12 protein-coding genes are annotated in these 16,745 nt (G+C 67.4%); 11 read left to right on the forward strand and 1 reads right to left on the reverse strand.

The genetic code is table 11. The features are described from left to right. Window positions 1-8 precede the first annotated feature (8 nt). Together VPA02S_RS02735 and hpaI are read left to right on the forward strand one after the other, a co-directional pair. Window positions 9-1,478: an NAD-dependent succinate-semialdehyde dehydrogenase gene (locus VPA02S_RS02735; protein WP_062361960.1), complete on the forward strand. Its 1,470-nt coding sequence runs from the start codon at window positions 9-11 to the stop codon at window positions 1,476-1,478. Between the two features lie 38 nt (window positions 1,479-1,516). After that, entirely contained in the window at window positions 1,517-2,320 is an 804-nt protein-coding gene (hpaI, locus tag VPA02S_RS02740) for a 4-hydroxy-2-oxoheptanedioate aldolase (RefSeq protein ID WP_062361963.1), read from the forward strand. A gap of 25 nt (window positions 2,321-2,345) precedes the next feature. On the opposite strand, the gene VPA02S_RS02745 is transcribed toward hpaI, so the two are convergent. Then, window positions 2,346-3,401 (reverse strand): LacI family DNA-binding transcriptional regulator, encoded by a 1,056-nt coding sequence (locus VPA02S_RS02745; protein WP_062361966.1) that lies wholly within the window; start codon window positions 3,399-3,401, stop codon window positions 2,346-2,348. A gap of 125 nt (window positions 3,402-3,526) precedes the next feature. Between VPA02S_RS02745 and VPA02S_RS02750 the strand changes: the two genes are divergently transcribed. From VPA02S_RS02750 to VPA02S_RS02790, 9 genes are all read left to right on the forward strand, one after another. Then, the gene (locus tag VPA02S_RS02750; RefSeq protein WP_062361968.1) at window positions 3,527-4,555 is read left to right on the forward strand and encodes a TRAP transporter substrate-binding protein; all 1,029 of its coding nucleotides are present in this window, start codon (window positions 3,527-3,529) and stop codon (window positions 4,553-4,555) included. A 6-nt stretch (window positions 4,556-4,561) separates the two neighbouring features. Beyond that, window positions 4,562-6,469, forward strand: coding sequence for a TRAP transporter large permease (locus VPA02S_RS02755; protein WP_081247481.1), 1,908 nt, complete (start codon window positions 4,562-4,564; stop codon window positions 6,467-6,469). Window positions 6,470-6,506: 37 nt separating this feature from the next. Further along, a complete protein-coding gene (locus tag VPA02S_RS02760; protein WP_062361973.1) occupies window positions 6,507-7,046 on the forward strand; it encodes a VOC family protein in 540 nt (179 codons plus the stop codon). After that, complete coding sequence (locus tag VPA02S_RS02765) at window positions 7,043-8,314, forward strand: ribulose-bisphosphate carboxylase large subunit family protein (RefSeq protein ID WP_062361976.1); 1,272 nt, start codon at window positions 7,043-7,045, stop codon at window positions 8,312-8,314. Before VPA02S_RS02760 ends, VPA02S_RS02765 begins: the two co-directional genes overlap by 4 nt. Continuing rightward, window positions 8,314-9,678: a four-carbon acid sugar kinase family protein gene (locus VPA02S_RS02770; protein ID WP_062361979.1), complete on the forward strand. Its 1,365-nt coding sequence runs from the start codon at window positions 8,314-8,316 to the stop codon at window positions 9,676-9,678. Before VPA02S_RS02765 ends, VPA02S_RS02770 begins: the two co-directional genes overlap by 1 nt. Window positions 9,679-10,386: 708 nt before the next feature. Further along, window positions 10,387-11,025: a YjbF family lipoprotein gene (locus VPA02S_RS02775; protein WP_012747076.1), complete on the forward strand. Its 639-nt coding sequence runs from the start codon at window positions 10,387-10,389 to the stop codon at window positions 11,023-11,025. After that, window positions 11,022-13,994 carry a YjbH domain-containing protein gene (locus tag VPA02S_RS02780; RefSeq protein WP_062361982.1) on the forward strand — a complete coding sequence of 991 codons (2,973 nt, stop codon included), beginning with the start codon at window positions 11,022-11,024 and terminating at the stop codon, window positions 13,992-13,994. The genes VPA02S_RS02775 and VPA02S_RS02780 overlap by 4 nt, the downstream gene beginning before the upstream one ends. 31 nt (window positions 13,995-14,025) lie before the next feature. After that, window positions 14,026-14,460 (forward strand): low molecular weight protein-tyrosine-phosphatase, encoded by a 435-nt coding sequence (locus VPA02S_RS02785; RefSeq protein ID WP_062361985.1) that lies wholly within the window; start codon window positions 14,026-14,028, stop codon window positions 14,458-14,460. Next, window positions 14,457-16,724, forward strand: a complete 2,268-nt coding sequence (locus VPA02S_RS02790; RefSeq protein ID WP_062361987.1) for a polysaccharide biosynthesis tyrosine autokinase — start codon at window positions 14,457-14,459, stop codon at window positions 16,722-16,724. Before VPA02S_RS02785 ends, VPA02S_RS02790 begins: the two co-directional genes overlap by 4 nt. The last annotated feature ends 21 nt before the right edge of the window (window positions 16,725-16,745 follow it).

Raw genomic sequence — 16,745 nt, forward strand, 5'->3', positions numbered from 1 at the left:
CGACGAACATGCCCCTGACCCTCACCCGCCCCGACCTGCAGCGCACCGCCAACTTCATCGGCGGCGAATGGTGCGCCGCCGCCGGCCGCACGCTCGACGTGACCGACCCCGCCACCGGCGCGCTCATCGCGCAGGTGCCCGACTCCGGCGCCGATGCCGCCCGCGCCGCCGCCGATGCCGCGCACGCCGCCTTCCCCGCGTGGCGCCGCACGCCGGCCAAGCAGCGTGCGCAGATCCTCAAGCGCTGGAACGACCTGGTGCTCGCGCATCAGGAAGACCTCGGCCGCCTGATCTCGCGCGAACAGGGCAAGCCGCTGGCCGAAGGCATCGGCGAGGTCGCCTACGCCGCGAGCTACATCGAGTGGTTTGCCGAAGAGGCCACGCGCGCCAATGGCGACGTGATTCCCGCGCCCGTTCCGGGCCGGCGCATGTTCGCCATCAAGGAGCCGGTCGGTGTGGTCGCCGCGATCACGCCGTGGAATTTTCCGGCCGCGATGATCGCGCGCAAGATCGCGCCGGCGCTGGCTGCGGGCTGCACCGTGGTCTGCAAGCCGGCCGAGGACACGCCGCTCACCTCGCTCGCGCTGGTGGCATTGGCCGCGCAGGCCGGCGTGCCCGCGGGCGTGCTCAACATCGTGACGGCCTCGCGCGAGCGCACGCCCGAGGTGGTCGACGTGTGGCTCGACGATGCGCGGGTGCGCAAGATCACCTTCACCGGATCGACGCCGGTCGGCAAGCACCTGGCGCGCCGCTCGGCCGACACGCTCAAGAAGCTGTCGCTCGAACTGGGCGGCAATGCGCCCTTCATCGTGTTCGAGGATGCCGACCTGCACGCCGCGGTCGACGGCCTCATGGCCGCCAAGTTCCGCAACGGCGGCCAGACCTGTGTCTGCCCGAACCGCGTGTTCGTGCACGAGGCCGTGCATGACGAGTTTGCGGGGCTGCTCGCGGCACGTGTCGGATCGCTGCGCGTCGGTCCGGCCAGCGACCCGGCTTCGCAGATCGGCCCGATGATCAATGCACGCGCCATCGAGAAGATCGAGCGCCATGTGCAGGACGCCGTTTCGCGCGGCGCACGCGTGCTTGCGGGCGGCGCGCGGCTGCCCGCGCTCGGGCCGAACTACTTCGCGCCTACCGTGCTGGTCAACGCCGACGCCACCATGGCCTGCGCCTGCGAAGAAACCTTCGGCCCCGTCGTTCCGCTGACGCGCTTCGCAAACGAAGCCGAGGTGGTGGCCCAGGCCAACGACACGCCCTTCGGACTGGCCGCGTATTTCTACTCGCGCGACGTGCGCCGCATCTGGCGCGTGGCGGATGCGCTCGAGGCCGGCATCGTCGGCATCAACGAAGGCGCGCTGGCGGCAGAGGCCGCGCCCTTCGGCGGCGTGAAGGATTCAGGCTACGGCCGCGAAGGCTCGGTCCACGGCCTGGACGACTACCTGCATACCAAATATGTCTGCCAGGGCCAGCTGGACTGACGCCGCGCGCACACCCCACACATCCAACGGAAAAAAACATGCCCGCCCTCAACGCCTTCAAGACAGCACTGGCCGCCAGACAGCCGCAGATCGGCCTCTGGCTCTCGATGGCCGACTCCTACATGGCCGAGGTGAGCGCCACCGCCGGCTTCGACTGGCTGCTGATCGACGGCGAGCACGCGCCCAACGACCTGCGCTCCACGCTGGCCGCATTGCAGGCCGTCGCGCCCCACCGCGCCCAGCCGGTGGTGCGCGCGGTGCAGGGCGACACGGCGCTCATCAAGCAGCTGCTCGACATCGGCGCCAAGAACCTGCTGGTGCCCATGGTCGACACGGCTGAACAGGCGCGCGCGCTGGTGTCGGCCACGCGCTATCCGCCGCTGGGCATCCGCGGCGTCGGCAGCGCGGTGGGCCGCGCCTCGCAGTGGAGCGCACGCACCGACTACCTCGACATCGCCGATGCGGAGGTCTGCCTGCTGGTGCAGGCCGAAACCGTGGCGGCGCTCTCCAACCTGCCGCAGATCTGCGCGGTGGACGGCATCGACGGCGTCTTCATCGGCCCGGCCGACCTGGCGGCGTCGATGGGCCACCGGGGCCGGCCCGGGCATCCGGAGGTGCAGGCTGCCATCGAGGCCGCCATGCGCACCATCGTGGCCTCAGGCAAGGCCGCGGGCACGCTGACCTCCGATCCGAAGCTGGCCCGGCGCTACCTGGAGCTGGGCTGCAGCTTTGTTGCGGTGGGTGTCGACGTGCTGCTGTTCGCGGGCGCCGCCCGCAAGCTCGCGGCCGACTTCAGCGGCGCGCCGCCGGCCGAAGAGCCCGCGCCGCGCGCGGCCTACTGATCGAAGGCCTCGGCGCGAGAAAAAGCTAGGGCAGGTTCTCGCGGAAGATCACCTGGCTGCGCGTGGTTTCCACGCCGCTGAGCGCCTCGCGCCCGTCGCGCAGGTTGGCAAAGATGCGCACGCAGCTCATCAGCGTGGTGTGCGGGCTCTGCGTGATCACCGCGTCCATGCTGCCGTCGATCAGCAGCGTGCGCGTGTCGGGCGTGAGCCCGTGCCCGATGAACACCACCTTCTGCTCGCGCCCCGCCTCCTTCAGCGCGCGCGCCACGCCGTCGGACGCGCCGCCGATGTTGTAGATGCCGCCCATGTCGGGGTATTGCTCCAGCAGCGCGCGTGTCTGCCGGTAGTTCTTGCCGGCATCGTCCTGCCCTTCGCGCAGGCCCACCACCTCGAGCCGCGGGAACATCTCGTCGATCACGTGCAGGAAGCCGGCCTCGCGCTCTTCATGCGCCTTGTAGCTCAGGCTGCCCGCGATGAGCGCGACCTTTGCCGCACGCGCGCCGATGAAGCGGCCGATGAGGTAGCCCGCGGTGCGGCCGGCCGCGCGGTTGTCCAGCCCCACGAAGGCGGCGCGCTCGGAGTTCGACAGGTCCGAGATCAGCGTGACCACCGGCAGCCCGCGCGCCGCCAGCGCCGCCACCGCCTCGCGCACCGCGGGATGCTCCAGCGCCATCATCGCGATGCCGTCGCAGCGCTGGCCATGGCGCCGCAGCGCGTCCGCCAGCTCGTGCGGATTGAAGCTCTCGATGAACACCGTGCGGCACTGCACGTTGAACGGCGCCCAGTGCTCCTGCGAATAGCCCACCATGTCGCCCAGCATGCGGATGAAGCGGTTGGTGCCGGCCGGCAGCAGGAACACCAGCCTGAGCGGCGGCGGCGTGAGCGCGGCATAGAGCTCGGGGCCCGGCAGGTAGTCGAGCTCGCCCGCGGCCTTGAGCACGCGCTGCACCGTGGCGTCGCGCACGCCGGGGCGGCGGTTGAGCACGCGGTCGACTGTGGCGGTCGACACCTGCGCGGCCCGCGCGATGTCGACCACGCGGGCACGCCGCGCATCGGCAGGAGGTGAAGGGTTATCCCGCATACATCAAAAACCATCAAGATCGAGTTTGACCCGGATCATGCATGCTTTTATCTTCGCTGTGGCTCGAATCCCATGGTGCATCAGATTGCATCAACCGCATTCCGAAGATCCTGGAGACAAAAGACATGACCTCGCTCACTCGCCTGAACCGCCGCGGTGCCTTGCGCACGCTTTCCGCCCTCCCCGCCGCCGGCATCGTGTCGGCCGTGCCGCGCATCGCGCGCGCCGCGGAGTTCTCGTACAAGTACGGCAACAACCTGCCGCTTAGCCATCCGCTGAACATCCGCGCGCAAGAGGCGGCCGACCGCATCGCCAAGGAAAGCAAGGGCCGGGTCGAGATCAAGATCTTTCCCAACAACCAGCTCGGCGGCGACACCGACATGCTGGCGCAGGTGCGCTCGGGCGGCATCGACTTCTTCACGCCCTCCGCGCTGGTGATTGCCACGCTGGTGCCGGTGGCCGCCATCAACGCGGTGGGCTTTGCGTTCAACGACTACGGCCAGGTGTGGGGCGCCATGGACGGCAAGCTCGGCGCCCATGTGCGCGGCGCCATTGCCAAGTCGCGCCTCTACGCCTTCGAGAAGATGTGGGACAACGGCTTTCGCCAGACCACCAGCAGCAAGGCGCCGGTCACCAGCGCCAAGGACATGGACGGCCTGAAGATCCGCGTGCCCGTGAGCCCGCTGTCGATCTCGATGTTCAAGGGCCTGGGCGCCGCGCCCGCGAGCCTGCAGTTCAGCGAGGTGTACTCGGCCCTGCAGACCAAGATCGTCGATGCGCAGGAAAACCCGCTCCCCATCATCCAGGTGGCCAAGCTGTTCGAGGTGCAGAAGTTCTGCTCGCTCACCAACCACATCTGGGACGGCTACTGGTTCATTGCCAACGGCCGCGCATGGGACGCCCTGCCCGACGACCTCAAGACCATCGTGGCGCGCGCCATCAACGACGCCGGCATGCAGCAGCGTGAAGACATCAAGAAGCTCAACGAATCGGTGGTGGGCGACCTGCAGGCCAAGGGCCTCAGCATCAACCGTCCGGTGGCCGAGAGCTTTCGCGCCAAGCTGCGCGAATCGGGCTTCTATGGCGAGTGGAAGGGCCGCTTCGGCCCCGAGGCGTGGGCGCTGCTCGAAGGCGCCGTCGGCAAGCTGGCCTGAGCGGCCATGGTGCATGAATCCACTTTCGAGGCGGCGCCCCTCCTGCACGGGGACGTGGGCGCCGGGCCGTCCGCCAACGCGCTGAGCGGCATGGCCGGGCGCGCCGACCGCGTGCTGGGCGGCCTGGTCGAGGCCGTGGCCGCGCTGCTGGTGCTGGCCGAGATCTGCGTGCTGTTCGCGGGCGTGGTGTCGCGCTATGTGTTCCACGCGCCGCTGGTGTGGTCGGACGAGCTCGCGTCCATCCTCTTTCTATGGCTCTCGATGCTGGGTGCGGTGGTGGCGCTGCGCCGCGGCGAGCACATGCGCATGACGGCGCTGCTGCAGAAGGTGCAGCCCTCAACCCGCGCGATGCTCGACGCCTTTGCCATCGCGGCGTCGATCGCGTTCCTGGTGCTGATCGTCTGGCCCTCGGTCGACTATGCGCACGAAGAGTCTTTCATCGTCACGCCCGCGCTGGAGATCAGCAACGCCTGGCGCGCCGCGGCCATTCCGGCCGGCATCGCCATCATGCTGGCGATGGCGCTGCTGCGGCTCGTGCGCGTGTGCACCGGGCGGCAGATTGCCGTCGCGGTGCTCGGCATGGCGGCGCTGGTGGCGGCCTTCTGGCTGGCGGCGCCGCTCTTTGCCACGCTCGGCAAGTTCAACCTCGTGATCTTCTTCGTGGTGGTGGTGGCGGCCACCGTGCTCTCGGGCGTGCCCATCGCGTTCTCTTTTGCGCTGGCCACTTTTGGCTACCTGGCGCTCACCACGCGCACGCCGCTGCTGGTGATGGTGGGGCGGCTGGACGAAGGCATGTCGCACCTGATCCTGCTTGCGGTGCCGCTCTTCATCTTCCTGGGCGCGCTGATCGAGATGACGGGCATGGCGCGCGCCATGATCCAGTTTCTTGCGAGCCTGCTGGGCCACGTGCGCGGCGGCCTCTCGTATGTGCTGATTGGCGCGATGTACCTGGTGTCGGGCATCTCGGGCTCCAAGATCGCCGACATGGCGGCCATTGCGCCCGTGCTGTTCCCCGAGATGGTCAAGCGCGGCGCCAAGCCCGGCGACCTGGTGGCGCTGCTGTCGGCCACGGGCGCGCAGACCGAGACCATTCCGCCATCGATCGTGCTCATCACCATCGGCTCGGTCACCGGCATCTCCATCGCGGCGCTGTTCACGGGCGGCCTGCTGCCGGCCGTGGTGCTGGGCGCCGCGCTGTGCGTGGTGGTGTGGTGGCGCTACCGGCGCGAAGACCTGAGCGGTGTGCAGCGCCACAGCAAGCGCGAGATCGGCAAGCTGCTGCTGGTCGCGCTGCCCGCGGTGCTGCTGCCCTTCGTGATCCGCGCCGCGGTGGTCGAGGGCGTGGCCACGGCCACGGAGGTGTCGACCATCGGCATCGTCTATTCGGCCATCGTCGGCCTCTTCGTGTACCGGCAGTTCGACTGGAAGCGGCTCAAGCCGATGCTGGTCGACACGGCCTCGCTCTCGGGCGCGATCATCTTCATTGTCGGATGCGCCACGGCCATGGCCTGGGGCCTCACGCAGTCGGGCTTCTCGCAGGACCTGGCACGCGTCATGGGCGCGCTGCCGGGCGGCGCCTACGGCTTCCTGGCGGTGTCGATCGTCGCCTTCATCGTGCTGGGCAGCGTGCTCGAAGGCATTCCGGCCATCGTGCTGTTCGGGCCGCTGCTCTTTCCCATTGCCAAGGCCGCGGGCGTGCATGAAGTGCACTACGCCATGGTGGTGATCTTTGCGATGGGCATCGGCCTCTTCGCGCCGCCCTTCGGCGTGGGCTACTACGGCGCCTGCGCCGTCAGCAAGGTCAGCCCCGACGAAGGCATCAAGCACATCTGGGGCTACATCGCCGCGATGCTGGCGGGCCTGGTGATCGTGGCCGCGTTCCCGTGGTTCTCGACCGGTTTTCTCAAGTTCTGACCACAACAACACACTCACATCAACGGAGCCAACCGCAATGAGTCGATTCCTCGGCGAGATTCGCCAGCTGGGCTATGTCGTGCACGACATCGAGGCCGCCATGGACTACTGGAGCACCACGCTGGGCGTGGGCCCGTGGTTCTACAACCCCAAGGTGCCGATCAAGAACTACCGCTACCACGGCCAGGCGCACGAGCCCCACAACTCGGTGGCGCTGGCCAATTCGGGCTACGTGCAGGTCGAGCTGATCCAGACGCGCAACGACGTGCCCTCGATGTACCGCGACTTCCTCCAGGCCGGCCGCACCGGGCTGCAGCACGTCGCCTACTGGACGGCCGACTACGACGCCGACCTGGCGCGCCTCACCGCGCAGGGCTTCAAGCCCGTGATGAGCGGCGAAGTGGGCGAGCGCGGCCGCTTCATCTACTTCGACACCGAGTACCACCCGGGCACGGTGATCGAGCTGTCCGAAGTGGCGGGGCCCAAGGGCAAGATGTTCGACCTGATCCGCAGCGCCTCCGAAGGCTGGGACGGCAGCGAGCCGGTGCGGCCCTTTCCTGACCTGAGCAAGCTGTGACCGTGGCCGAACGCATCCGCGCGCGCTACCTCATCGAAACGCCGCTCGACCCGGCCGCGGTGGCCGAGGTGATGGCCGGCGAACAATCGTGCGGCACCTTCACGCGCGTCGAGGGCGAGACCGACGCGCTGCGCGAACGTGCGCGTGCCACGGTCGAAGCGATCACCGAGCTCGCGCCGGCCGAGGCGCCGAGCCTGCCCAATGCACTGCTGGAGCGCAAAGGCACGCACGGCCCGTGGCGCCGTGCGCACATCGACATCTCGTTTCCCGTGGCGAACATCGGCGCCAACCTGCCGACGCTCGCGGCCACCGTGTCGGGCAACCTCTACGACCTGGGCGAAGTCACGGGCCTGCGGCTCGAATCGCTGCAGCTGCCTGCCGCCTACCGCGCGCAGTTCGAAATGCCCCGTGCCGGCATCGCGGGCACGCGGCGCATCACCGGCGTGGCAAGCGGCGCGCTGGTCGGCACCATCATCAAGCCCAACGTGGGACTGTCCGCCGGCGAGACCGCCGAGCTGGTCGCCAGGCTCTGCGCCGCGGGCGTCGACTTCATCAAGGACGACGAGGTCTGCGCCAACCCCGCGCACGCCCCGCTCGCCGAGCGCGTGCCCGCCGTGATGGCCGTGGTGCGCGCGCACCAGGAGCGCACCGGCAAGCACGTGATGGTGGCCTTCAACATCACCGACGAAACCGATGCGATGAAGCGGCATGCCGACCTCGTCGAGCGCGAAGGCGGATCGTGCGTGATGGCCAGCCTCAACTGGTGCGGCCATTCGGGCATGCAGACGCTGCGCCGCCACACCGGCCTGGCGCTGCACGGCCACCGCAACGGCTACGGCGCGCTGTCGCGCCATCCGCTCCTGGGCATCTCGTTCCAGGCCTACCAGACGCTCTGGCGGTTGGCAGGCGTCGACCACATGCACGTGCACGGCCTGCAGGGCAAGTTCTCGCAGCCCGACAGCGAAGTCATCGAATCGGCGCGCGACTGCTTCACGCCCCTGACCGATGCCACTGACGACCGCGTGATGCCGGCCTTTTCGTCAGGCCAGTGGGCCGGCACCGTGCCCGCCACCTGGGCCGCCATCGGCAGCGACGATCTGCTCTTCATGGCCGGCGGCGGCATCCTCGCGCATCCCGATGGCGCGGCGGCCGGCGTCACCAGCATCCGCCAGGCCTGGTCGGCCGCGCGCGCCGGCACCGCGCTGCAAGAAGCCGCCCGCAGCGCGCCCGAGCTGGCTCGCGCGCTGGCCTTCTTCGGCAAGCCGTGATGCCGGCCACGCAAGCGCCGGCCATCGTCTACTACGGCGACGACTTCACCGGCGCCACCGACACCCTCGGCACCGCCGCGCGCGCCGGCCTGCGTGCCCTGCTGTTCCTGAAAACGCCCGACGCCGCGCGGCTCGCGCAGGCCGGGCCGCTCGACGTACTGGGCATCGCAGGCGCCGCGCGCGCCATGGCGCCCGAAGCCATGCAGGCCGAACTGGCCCCGGTCGCCGCGCTGTTCCGCTCGCTGGGCGCACGCGTGCTGCACTACAAGACCTGCTCCACCTTCGACAGCGCACCGCACATCGGCTCCATCGGCGGGGCCGTGCGCACGCTGCGCGGCGCCGTCGAACAGCCCTGGACCGCGATCGTCGGCGGCCAGCCCAACATCGGCCGGCACTGCCTGTTCGGCAACCTGTTCGCCGCGGCCGGCGCGGGCGGCGAGGTGTTCCGCATCGACCGCCACCCGACGATGAGCCGGCATCCGGTCACGCCGATGCATGAGGCGGACCTGAGGCTGCACCTGGCCAAGCAGGGCCTGGCCGGCGTGCGCTCCATTCCTTTCACGGCCGCGTCGCAGGGACCGGTGGCGCTCGGCGAGGCACTCCAACGCGCGCTGCGCACGGACGCCGGCAACACCGCCGAAGCCGTGCTGTTCGATGTGGCCGATACCCCGCAGCTCGCCGCCATCGGCCAGGTGCTGTGGGCCGAAGCCCGGCGCGCCACGCTGCTGGCCGTGGGCCCGAGCAGCGTGGTCGATGCACTGGCCGGCACACTCGGCACGCGAGCCGATGCGCAAGCGGACCCACGCCGTACGGGCCCAGCGCGCGGCCCCGTGCTGGTGCTTGCCGGCAGCCTCTCGCCCGTCACCGCGCGCCAGGTGGCGGCGGCGCACTCATTCGACACCGTGTGGCTCGACGCGCCGCGCCTTGCGCAGCGCGACGCGGCCACGCTGGAGCGGCATGCGCGCGAGATCGCGCAGGGCCTCGCCCGCGGCCGCAACATGCTGGCCTGCACCCGGCCCGCCGAAGAGGCGCCCACCGGGGGCGAGAACAAGGTCGATGCCCAGGCCCTCTCACGCGCCGGCGGCGACCTGCTCGCAAGGGTGCTGGCCATGGCGCCGCTCCAGCGCGTCGGCATTGCCGGCGGCGACACCTCGAGCCACGCCGTGCAGGCGCTCGATGCCTGGGGGCTTTCCTATGTGGCCGACATGGGCGCCGGCGCGTCGCTGTGCCGCGTGCACAGCGACGATGCCGCGCTGGATGGCATGGAGATCATGCTCAAGGGGGGCCAGATGGGCTCCGATGACGTGTTCGAGCGACTGGTGCATGGCGATGCGGGCAGCGCCGTCTCGTCACGCAATTGTTGAAACAAAACAATTCAATGGTAATAACCGATTTACAGCAACCAAGTTGCAATTGTCAAACATTTTGAAATTGCAGAGCAAAAGTTCTAATTCCGGGCTAAGTTTCTGCCTGTAACGCCAAAACAGCCTCGGTACAGCTGCCCGCCGCCTGCCCCGCCTCCCCTGTTTTAGGTACCTGTTTCCCTCTGTGCAGTGGTAAGATCGGCCCGTTGACTAGGGTAACAATGCGCAATCGCCGGTTACTATCGGTTGTCGACGCTGTCGCTCACTTCCAAGCTTCATCCGAACGGGGAAAAACTCAATGAAACATAGTCACCTGATCGCAGCCATGGCTCTTGCAGCCCTGGCCTCTGCGCCGGCCCTTGCACAACAACTGCCTGTGCCCCCGACAACCGCGGCTGATGCCGTTCGCGCAGCCGGCGGTGGCGGCCTGACCACCCAGCAAATCGGTGCGGCAGCTGGCGGCGGCGTGCTGTTGGCAGCGGCTCTCGGCGGTGGCGGCGGCGGCGGTGGTGGCGGTTTCATCATCCCCGGTGGCCCTGGCGGCACTGGCACCACCGGTACCACCGGCACCAGGTAATGATCGGAGCCCTCCGCAAGGGGGGGTTCCCAGCGAGATTCCAAAGCACCGCCAGCGCGGTGCAAAAACTAGGATGTTGCGTACTCGCATCATCCTTTTTTTTGGGCGGATGCTCCTCGGGCTCCTCGGCAATGCTTGCCACGGCCCGGCACCTCTATAACAACAACGCCTCGCCGTCGGACTCCCACACATTCCGTCCGGAATTCAGCTATTTGCGTGCCACCTTCGAAGGCCGCACCGTGTTTCTTGTGCTCGGATACGTCGACCCCCATCCCGAAGGTCCTACAGAGGTCTGGTACAGCGCCTCGGGTGAAACGGTGCGCCTGCGCCACGGGCGCCTGGTGGCCACCGCCGGCCTCACGACCGACTGGCGCGCCGTGCGCCTTGTCAACGCGCCCGCCTGGCCCTCCGCCACCGCCGCCGAAAGCACGACGACTGCAACAACACGCTTCCAGCGCGAGCGCGACCTGATGCCCGGCTACCGCTCCGGCATCCGCGACGACATCGAGCAGCGGCAAATCGCGCCGCCCACCGACAGCATGCTCGCCGGCCGGCCCGCAAGCTCGCTGCGCTGGATTGAGGAGCGCAGCAGCACGCGCCCGGCCTCAGCCTCTTTGCCGCCGGCCCGCTTCGGCCTCGCCCAGGTGGGCGACAAGCTCGAGGCGGTGTATTCCGAGCAGTGCCTTTCCCGTGATCTGTGCTTGAGCTTCGAGCGGTGGAATCCCTCTGTGCCAGCCAACGTTGCCTCGACAAGCACAGCTGGTTCATGAGCCCCCCGCCCCCGCCCGGCCCCATCACCAACCCCTTCCGCCTCAGCCTGCTGGCCGCCGCGATCGTGTTGATGACTCCCTCCGCCCATGCCGCAGCCACCGACCGCCCTGTTGGCGGCGCTGCACAAGTGCGCCCGGGCGAGCGGCTCAGCGACTGGCTCTTGCGCCAACCCGAAGATGCGGCCGGCCCCGGCCTTGCATGGCAGGTGCCGCAGGAGCTGCTCGCACAGCAGTACCTGAAGGAGTCGCTGCTGGTGCGGGTGGAAGCGGCCGTTCGATCGGCCTCGCCCGAAGAGCGGGCTGCGCGCGAGCAGCTCTTGTCCGTGCTGCAGAGCCTGCCGGCCACCGGCCGCGTGGCGCTGGGCATTGTCGATCCGCGCTGGCTGCAGGCGAATCCCGGGCAAGACCCGGTGCTGCGCGAAGGGCAGCGGCTCGCGGTGCCGCCCGCCCCGCTGCGCTCGGTCACCGTGGTGCAGCCCGACGGCAGCTTTTGCCAGGTGGCGCACGAGGGCGGCCGCTCGGTGCTCGACTACCTGAGCGCCTGCGGCCTGGGCAGCGGCGCCGACTGGGCCTGGATCGCGCAGCCCGACGGCCGCACCGCGCGCGCAGGCATCGGCGCCTGGAATGCCGAGCCCGCCGACGAGCCCGCACCCGGCGCCTGGATCTGGGCCCCGCCGCGCCGCATGGCCGCCCTGGCGGACCTGTCGGAAGGCCTCATCAAGTTCCTTGCCGTGCAAGGCCCGTCGCCGCAGGAACCCACCACCACCGCTCCCCCGGCCGCCAACGCGCCCGTGTTCGCCGCGCCCACCGTCGCCGCCACGCTCCCTGAGGCCGTGGCCTCGCAGCCGCGCCCGCTCGAGATCAGCGGCAACGACTGGGGTGAAACCGGCCTGCTGCAAACGCCATCGGCCCGCATGGGCGTGGCCGGCGACACGCGCGCATCGCTCACGTCGATCTGGCCCTACACGCGGCTGAACGTCATGTTCCAGCCCCTTGACTGGATGGAGGCGGGCTTTCGCTACACCTCCATTTCCAACCGCGCGTACGAAGCCAGCACCACCGGCCAGTCGAACAAGGACAAGAGCATCGACATCAAGCTGCGGCTGCTCAAGGAAACCACCTTCGTGCCCGAGCTTGCGCTGGGCTTTCGCGACCTGGGCGGTACCGGCCTGTTCTCCGGCGAGTACCTGGTGGCAAGCAAGCGCTGGTACGACCTCGACTTCAGCCTTGGCATCGGCTGGGGCTACCTGGGCGCGAGCGGCAACATCAGCAACCCCTTCAAGCTGCTGGGCAGCCGCTTCGACACCCGCGGCAACTCGAGCACCAGCCCAGGCAGGTTCGGCTCCTACTTTCGTGGCCCGGCCGCCCTCTTTGGCGGCGTGCAGTGGCGCACGCCGTGGGACCCGCTCACGCTCAAGCTCGAATACGAAGGCAACGACTACCAGAGCGAGCCGCAGAACAACAACCAGCGCCAGCGCTCGCCCATCAACATCGGCCTGGCTTACCGCGTGTCACCCAAGGTCACGCTGTCTGCCGGCTTCGAGCGCGGCGACAAGTTCATGATTGGCCTCACGCTGTCGAGCAACCTGGCCGCGTCGCAGTCGCCCAAGCCCGCCGACCGCCCGTTGCCGGAATTCAGGCCCGAGGCGGCGGCGCGCTCCCCCGGCTGGGCAACCACCGCGGCCGAGATCGAGGCGCAGACCGAATGGATCGTCGAGCGCATTGCGCCCAAGGACGATGTGCTGCATGTGTGGGTGACCGACAGCAACACCGTCTACCGCACCGCGCGCGTCGAAAAAGCCATTGCGGTGCTTCACCACGATGCGCCCGACGCCATCAAGAGCTTTGTCTTTCACTACTCGGAGCGCGGGCTCGCGGTGCATGCACAGGCCATCGACCGTGCCGAATGGGTGGCCGCGCGCATCGAGGCCTTGCCGCCGCACGCCGCGCGGGCCGTGTCCAAGCGCGACTACGAACCCGAGCTGGCACGCCCCGACGACACGCGCAGCAGTCCCGCCCAGAACACCGCCGCCACCGAAGCCGCCGCCCCTGAAACGAACGCCCCCTGGGTGCGCCCGCGCGACAAGTTCACCTTTGGCATTGCGCCCAGCTATGGCCAGATCGTCGGCGGGCCCGACGCCTTCCTGCTCTACCAGCTTGGCATCCAGGCCACCGCCGAATACCGCTTTACCCAGCGCACCTGGCTCAGCGGCGCAGTCAACCTGCGGCTGGCCGACAACTACGACAAGTTCACCTACACCGCGCCCAGCGAGCTGCCGCGCGTGCGCACCTACCAGCGCGAGTACGTCACCTCCAGCCGCTTCACCATTCCGTCGCTGCAGCTCACGCATGTGGGGCAACTGTCGAGCAACCACTACTACAGCGTGTACGGCGGCCTGCTCGAATCCATGTTTGCGGGCGTGGGCGCCGAATGGCTGTACCGGCCCGCGCGCTCGCCGGTGGCCTTTGGCGTGGACATCAACCGCGTGCGCCAGCGCGACTTCAAGCAGGACTTTGGCCTGCGCGACTACAAAGTGACCACCGGCCACGCCACCCTTTACTGGGACACCGGCTGGAACGGCGTCATGGCCAAGATCAGCGCGGGCCAGTACCTTGCGGGCGACCGCGGCGTGACGCTCGAAGTCATCCGCCGCTTCGACAACGGCTTTGTGCTGGGAGCCTACGCCACCAAGACCAATGTCTCGTCAAAGCAGTTTGGCGAAGGCGACTTCGACAAGGGCATCTACCTTTCGATTCCGCTCGATGCGCTGCTGCCGCGGTCCAGCAAGTTTGCGCTGGGCTTTGCGTGGTCGCCGCTCACGCGCGACGGCGGCGCGCGCCTGGCCCGCAGCAACACCCTTTATGAACTGACCTCCGTGCGCGACCGGGGCGCATTCAACTTTGCGGCCCCGCCAGACAACAAGCCGCGCGCCGGAGACAACCTCTTGAATTTCGATCGCAGCCCATGAGCGCTTTTTCCTTCAAAGAAAGGCGGACCCGTTGAAATCCGTTCTTGTCGTTTGCATCGGCAACATCTGCCGAAGCCCGATGGCGCATGTCCTGCTGGCCGATGCGCTGCCAGAAATCACCGTGTCGTCGGCCGGCACGGGTGCGTTGATAGGCCACCCCGCGGATCCCATTGCCCAAGAATTGATGGCCGCGCGCGGCCTTGACCTGAGCGCCCACCGCGCGCGCCAGATCACCCAGCCGATGTGCGTTCAGGCCGACCTGATCCTCACCATGGACGACGGGCAGCGCCGCCACATCGAAAACAACTACCCGCTCACGCGCGGCAGGGTCTTTCGCCTTGCCGAAACCGCCAAGCTAAATATCCCCGACCCCTACCGCATGGGCCAGGAAGCCTTCGAGCACGCACTTCAACTCATCGACGCCGGCGTCAAGACATGGGCCGAACGGATTCGGCAATTCAAATGAACACTCCTGCTGTGACTACTTCCAATGCTGCGCGTGTCGGGCAGACTGCTGCGCCCTCGGTCGCGAGGCAAGAAGATGATGATGTGATCAACCTTTCGGAATGGATCGACATTCTGATCGACCGTAAATGGCTGGTTGCGGCCGTCACTGTGCTATCGCTGGTGCTCGGCGTTGCCTACGCGTTACTGTCTACGCCCATCTACCAGTCCAATCTCCTGATCCAGGTTGAGGATGCAGCCCCAGACGCCAAAGGCTTCCTCGGTGATGCCTCTAACCTCTTCGATGTGAAGACGCCTGCCACCGGCGAGATTCAGGTCATCCGCTCCCGGATGGTGCTAGGCGCGGCGGTAGACCGAACTCGCTTCTATATCCACGCGAAACCCCGCTACCTGCCCGTATTAGGCCCTTGGCTGGCGCGGCGGGCCGAAGGTCTTTCTGACCCCGGTTTTCTCGGCATTGGTGGCTATGTCAACGGCAAAGAACGCATCGGTATCGCACGCTTCGATGTCCCGGCAGAGCTCGAGGACGAAGCGCCTTTCCTAGTGACCGCTCAGGGCGAAGGCAAGTACACACTGAACCACGCGGAGCTGAACCGGCCGCTGAGCGGCACCGTTGGCCAGCCGCTGCATCACGTGCTCGAGGATGGAACTATCGATCTGCTGATCGACAAGCTAGATGGAAAGCCCGGTGCCGAATTTATAGTTTCGCGGGCCTCACAGCTGCGCACCATCGAGGATTTGCAGAAGCGCCTTCAGCTCGGTGAACAGGGCAAGCAATCGAACGTTATAAGCGTGACGCTGGAAGATAGCGACCGTGACCGGCTCTCCCGCATTCTGAATGCGGTGGGCGAACAATATGTGCAACAGAACGTCGAACGCAAAGCGGCCGAGGCACAGAAAACGCTGCAATTCCTCGATGAGCAACTGCCTGAGTTCAAGCGCCAACTCGAGACCTCTGAGGATGCCTACACACGCTTTCGAAACAAGAACGGTACCGTGGCCTTCGATGAAGAAGCCAAGGGCGTGCTGGGCCAAACCATCGAGCTGCAAACCAAACTGCTCGAAACTCAGCAAAAGCGCCGCGAGGTGGCAGCTCGCTTCACCGACGCAAACTCGCGAGTAAAGATCATTGATGGGCAGATTGCCGCCATTGAAAAGGAGATTGGTGGTCTGAACACGCGCGTGAGCCGCATGCCCACCCTGCAGCAAGACGCGCTTCGCCTTGAGCGCGACGTGCGGGTGAACAGCGGCCTTTACCAATCACTCCAGAACAACGCGCTCCAACTTCGCTTGGTAAAGGAAGGTAAGACCGGCAACGTGCGCTTGCTTGACAAGGCAGTGAAGACTAAGGAGCCAATCAAGCCACAGAAGACGCAGATCCTCGTCATCGCGTTGCTAGTGGGTTTGCTGGCCGGCGCGGCGCTGGCCATCATGCGCAGCAGCTTTTTGGCAGGCATCCGGGATCCGCAGGAGATCGAGGCCCACACAGGCCTGTCGGTCTATTCGGTGGTGCCCTATACGCCCGACCAGACGACGCTCGACCAAAGCGTGGCTTCCGGCGCCAAGGGCATCCAGCTACTGGCAGTGACCCATCCGGACAGCCCACCGATCGAGGCGCTGCGCAGCCTGCGTATCGCGCTGCAGTTCGCGACGCTCGAAGCTGGCAACAACCGCGTGCTGATCACGGGCGCGACGCCAGGCATTGGCAAGAGCTTTGTTTCGGGCAACTTCGCGGCCATCATGGCCCATGCCGGCAAGCGCGTGCTGCTGATTGATGCCGACATGCGCAAAGGCCACCTGAACAAGCAATTCGGGCTGGCACGCGACGGCGGCCTGTCGGAGCTGCTGGCTGGTGAGCTTTCGCCCGCGCAAGCGATCCGCGCACAAGTGCTACCCAACCTCGACGTACTGACCACCGGCAAACTGCCGGTTAATCCGGCCGACATGCTGATGTCAGAGAGCTTCGTTCGAATGCTCGATATGTTGTCCGCGCAATATGAACTTGTCATCATTGATACGCCGCCAGTGCTGGTTGCCGCTGACACCGCTGCTGTCGCGCCATATATGGGCGCGGTACTGCTGGTGGCCCGCGCCGATCAAACTCAACTTGGTGAACTCAATGAAAGCGCCAAGCGCCTTGCACATGCAGGTAGGGCTGTGAGCGGCGTGATCTTCAATGGCATCGACCTGACGCGGCGTCACTACGGCAGCCATGGCTACCGCTACGGTGGCTACAGGTACACCACGTACAAGTACAACGAATAGGCCTGCGCTTCGGGCGGGCGC

It is taken from the genome of Variovorax paradoxus NBRC 15149 (genome assembly GCF_001591365.1).
Taxonomy (GTDB): domain Bacteria; phylum Pseudomonadota; class Gammaproteobacteria; order Burkholderiales; family Burkholderiaceae_C; genus Variovorax; species Variovorax paradoxus.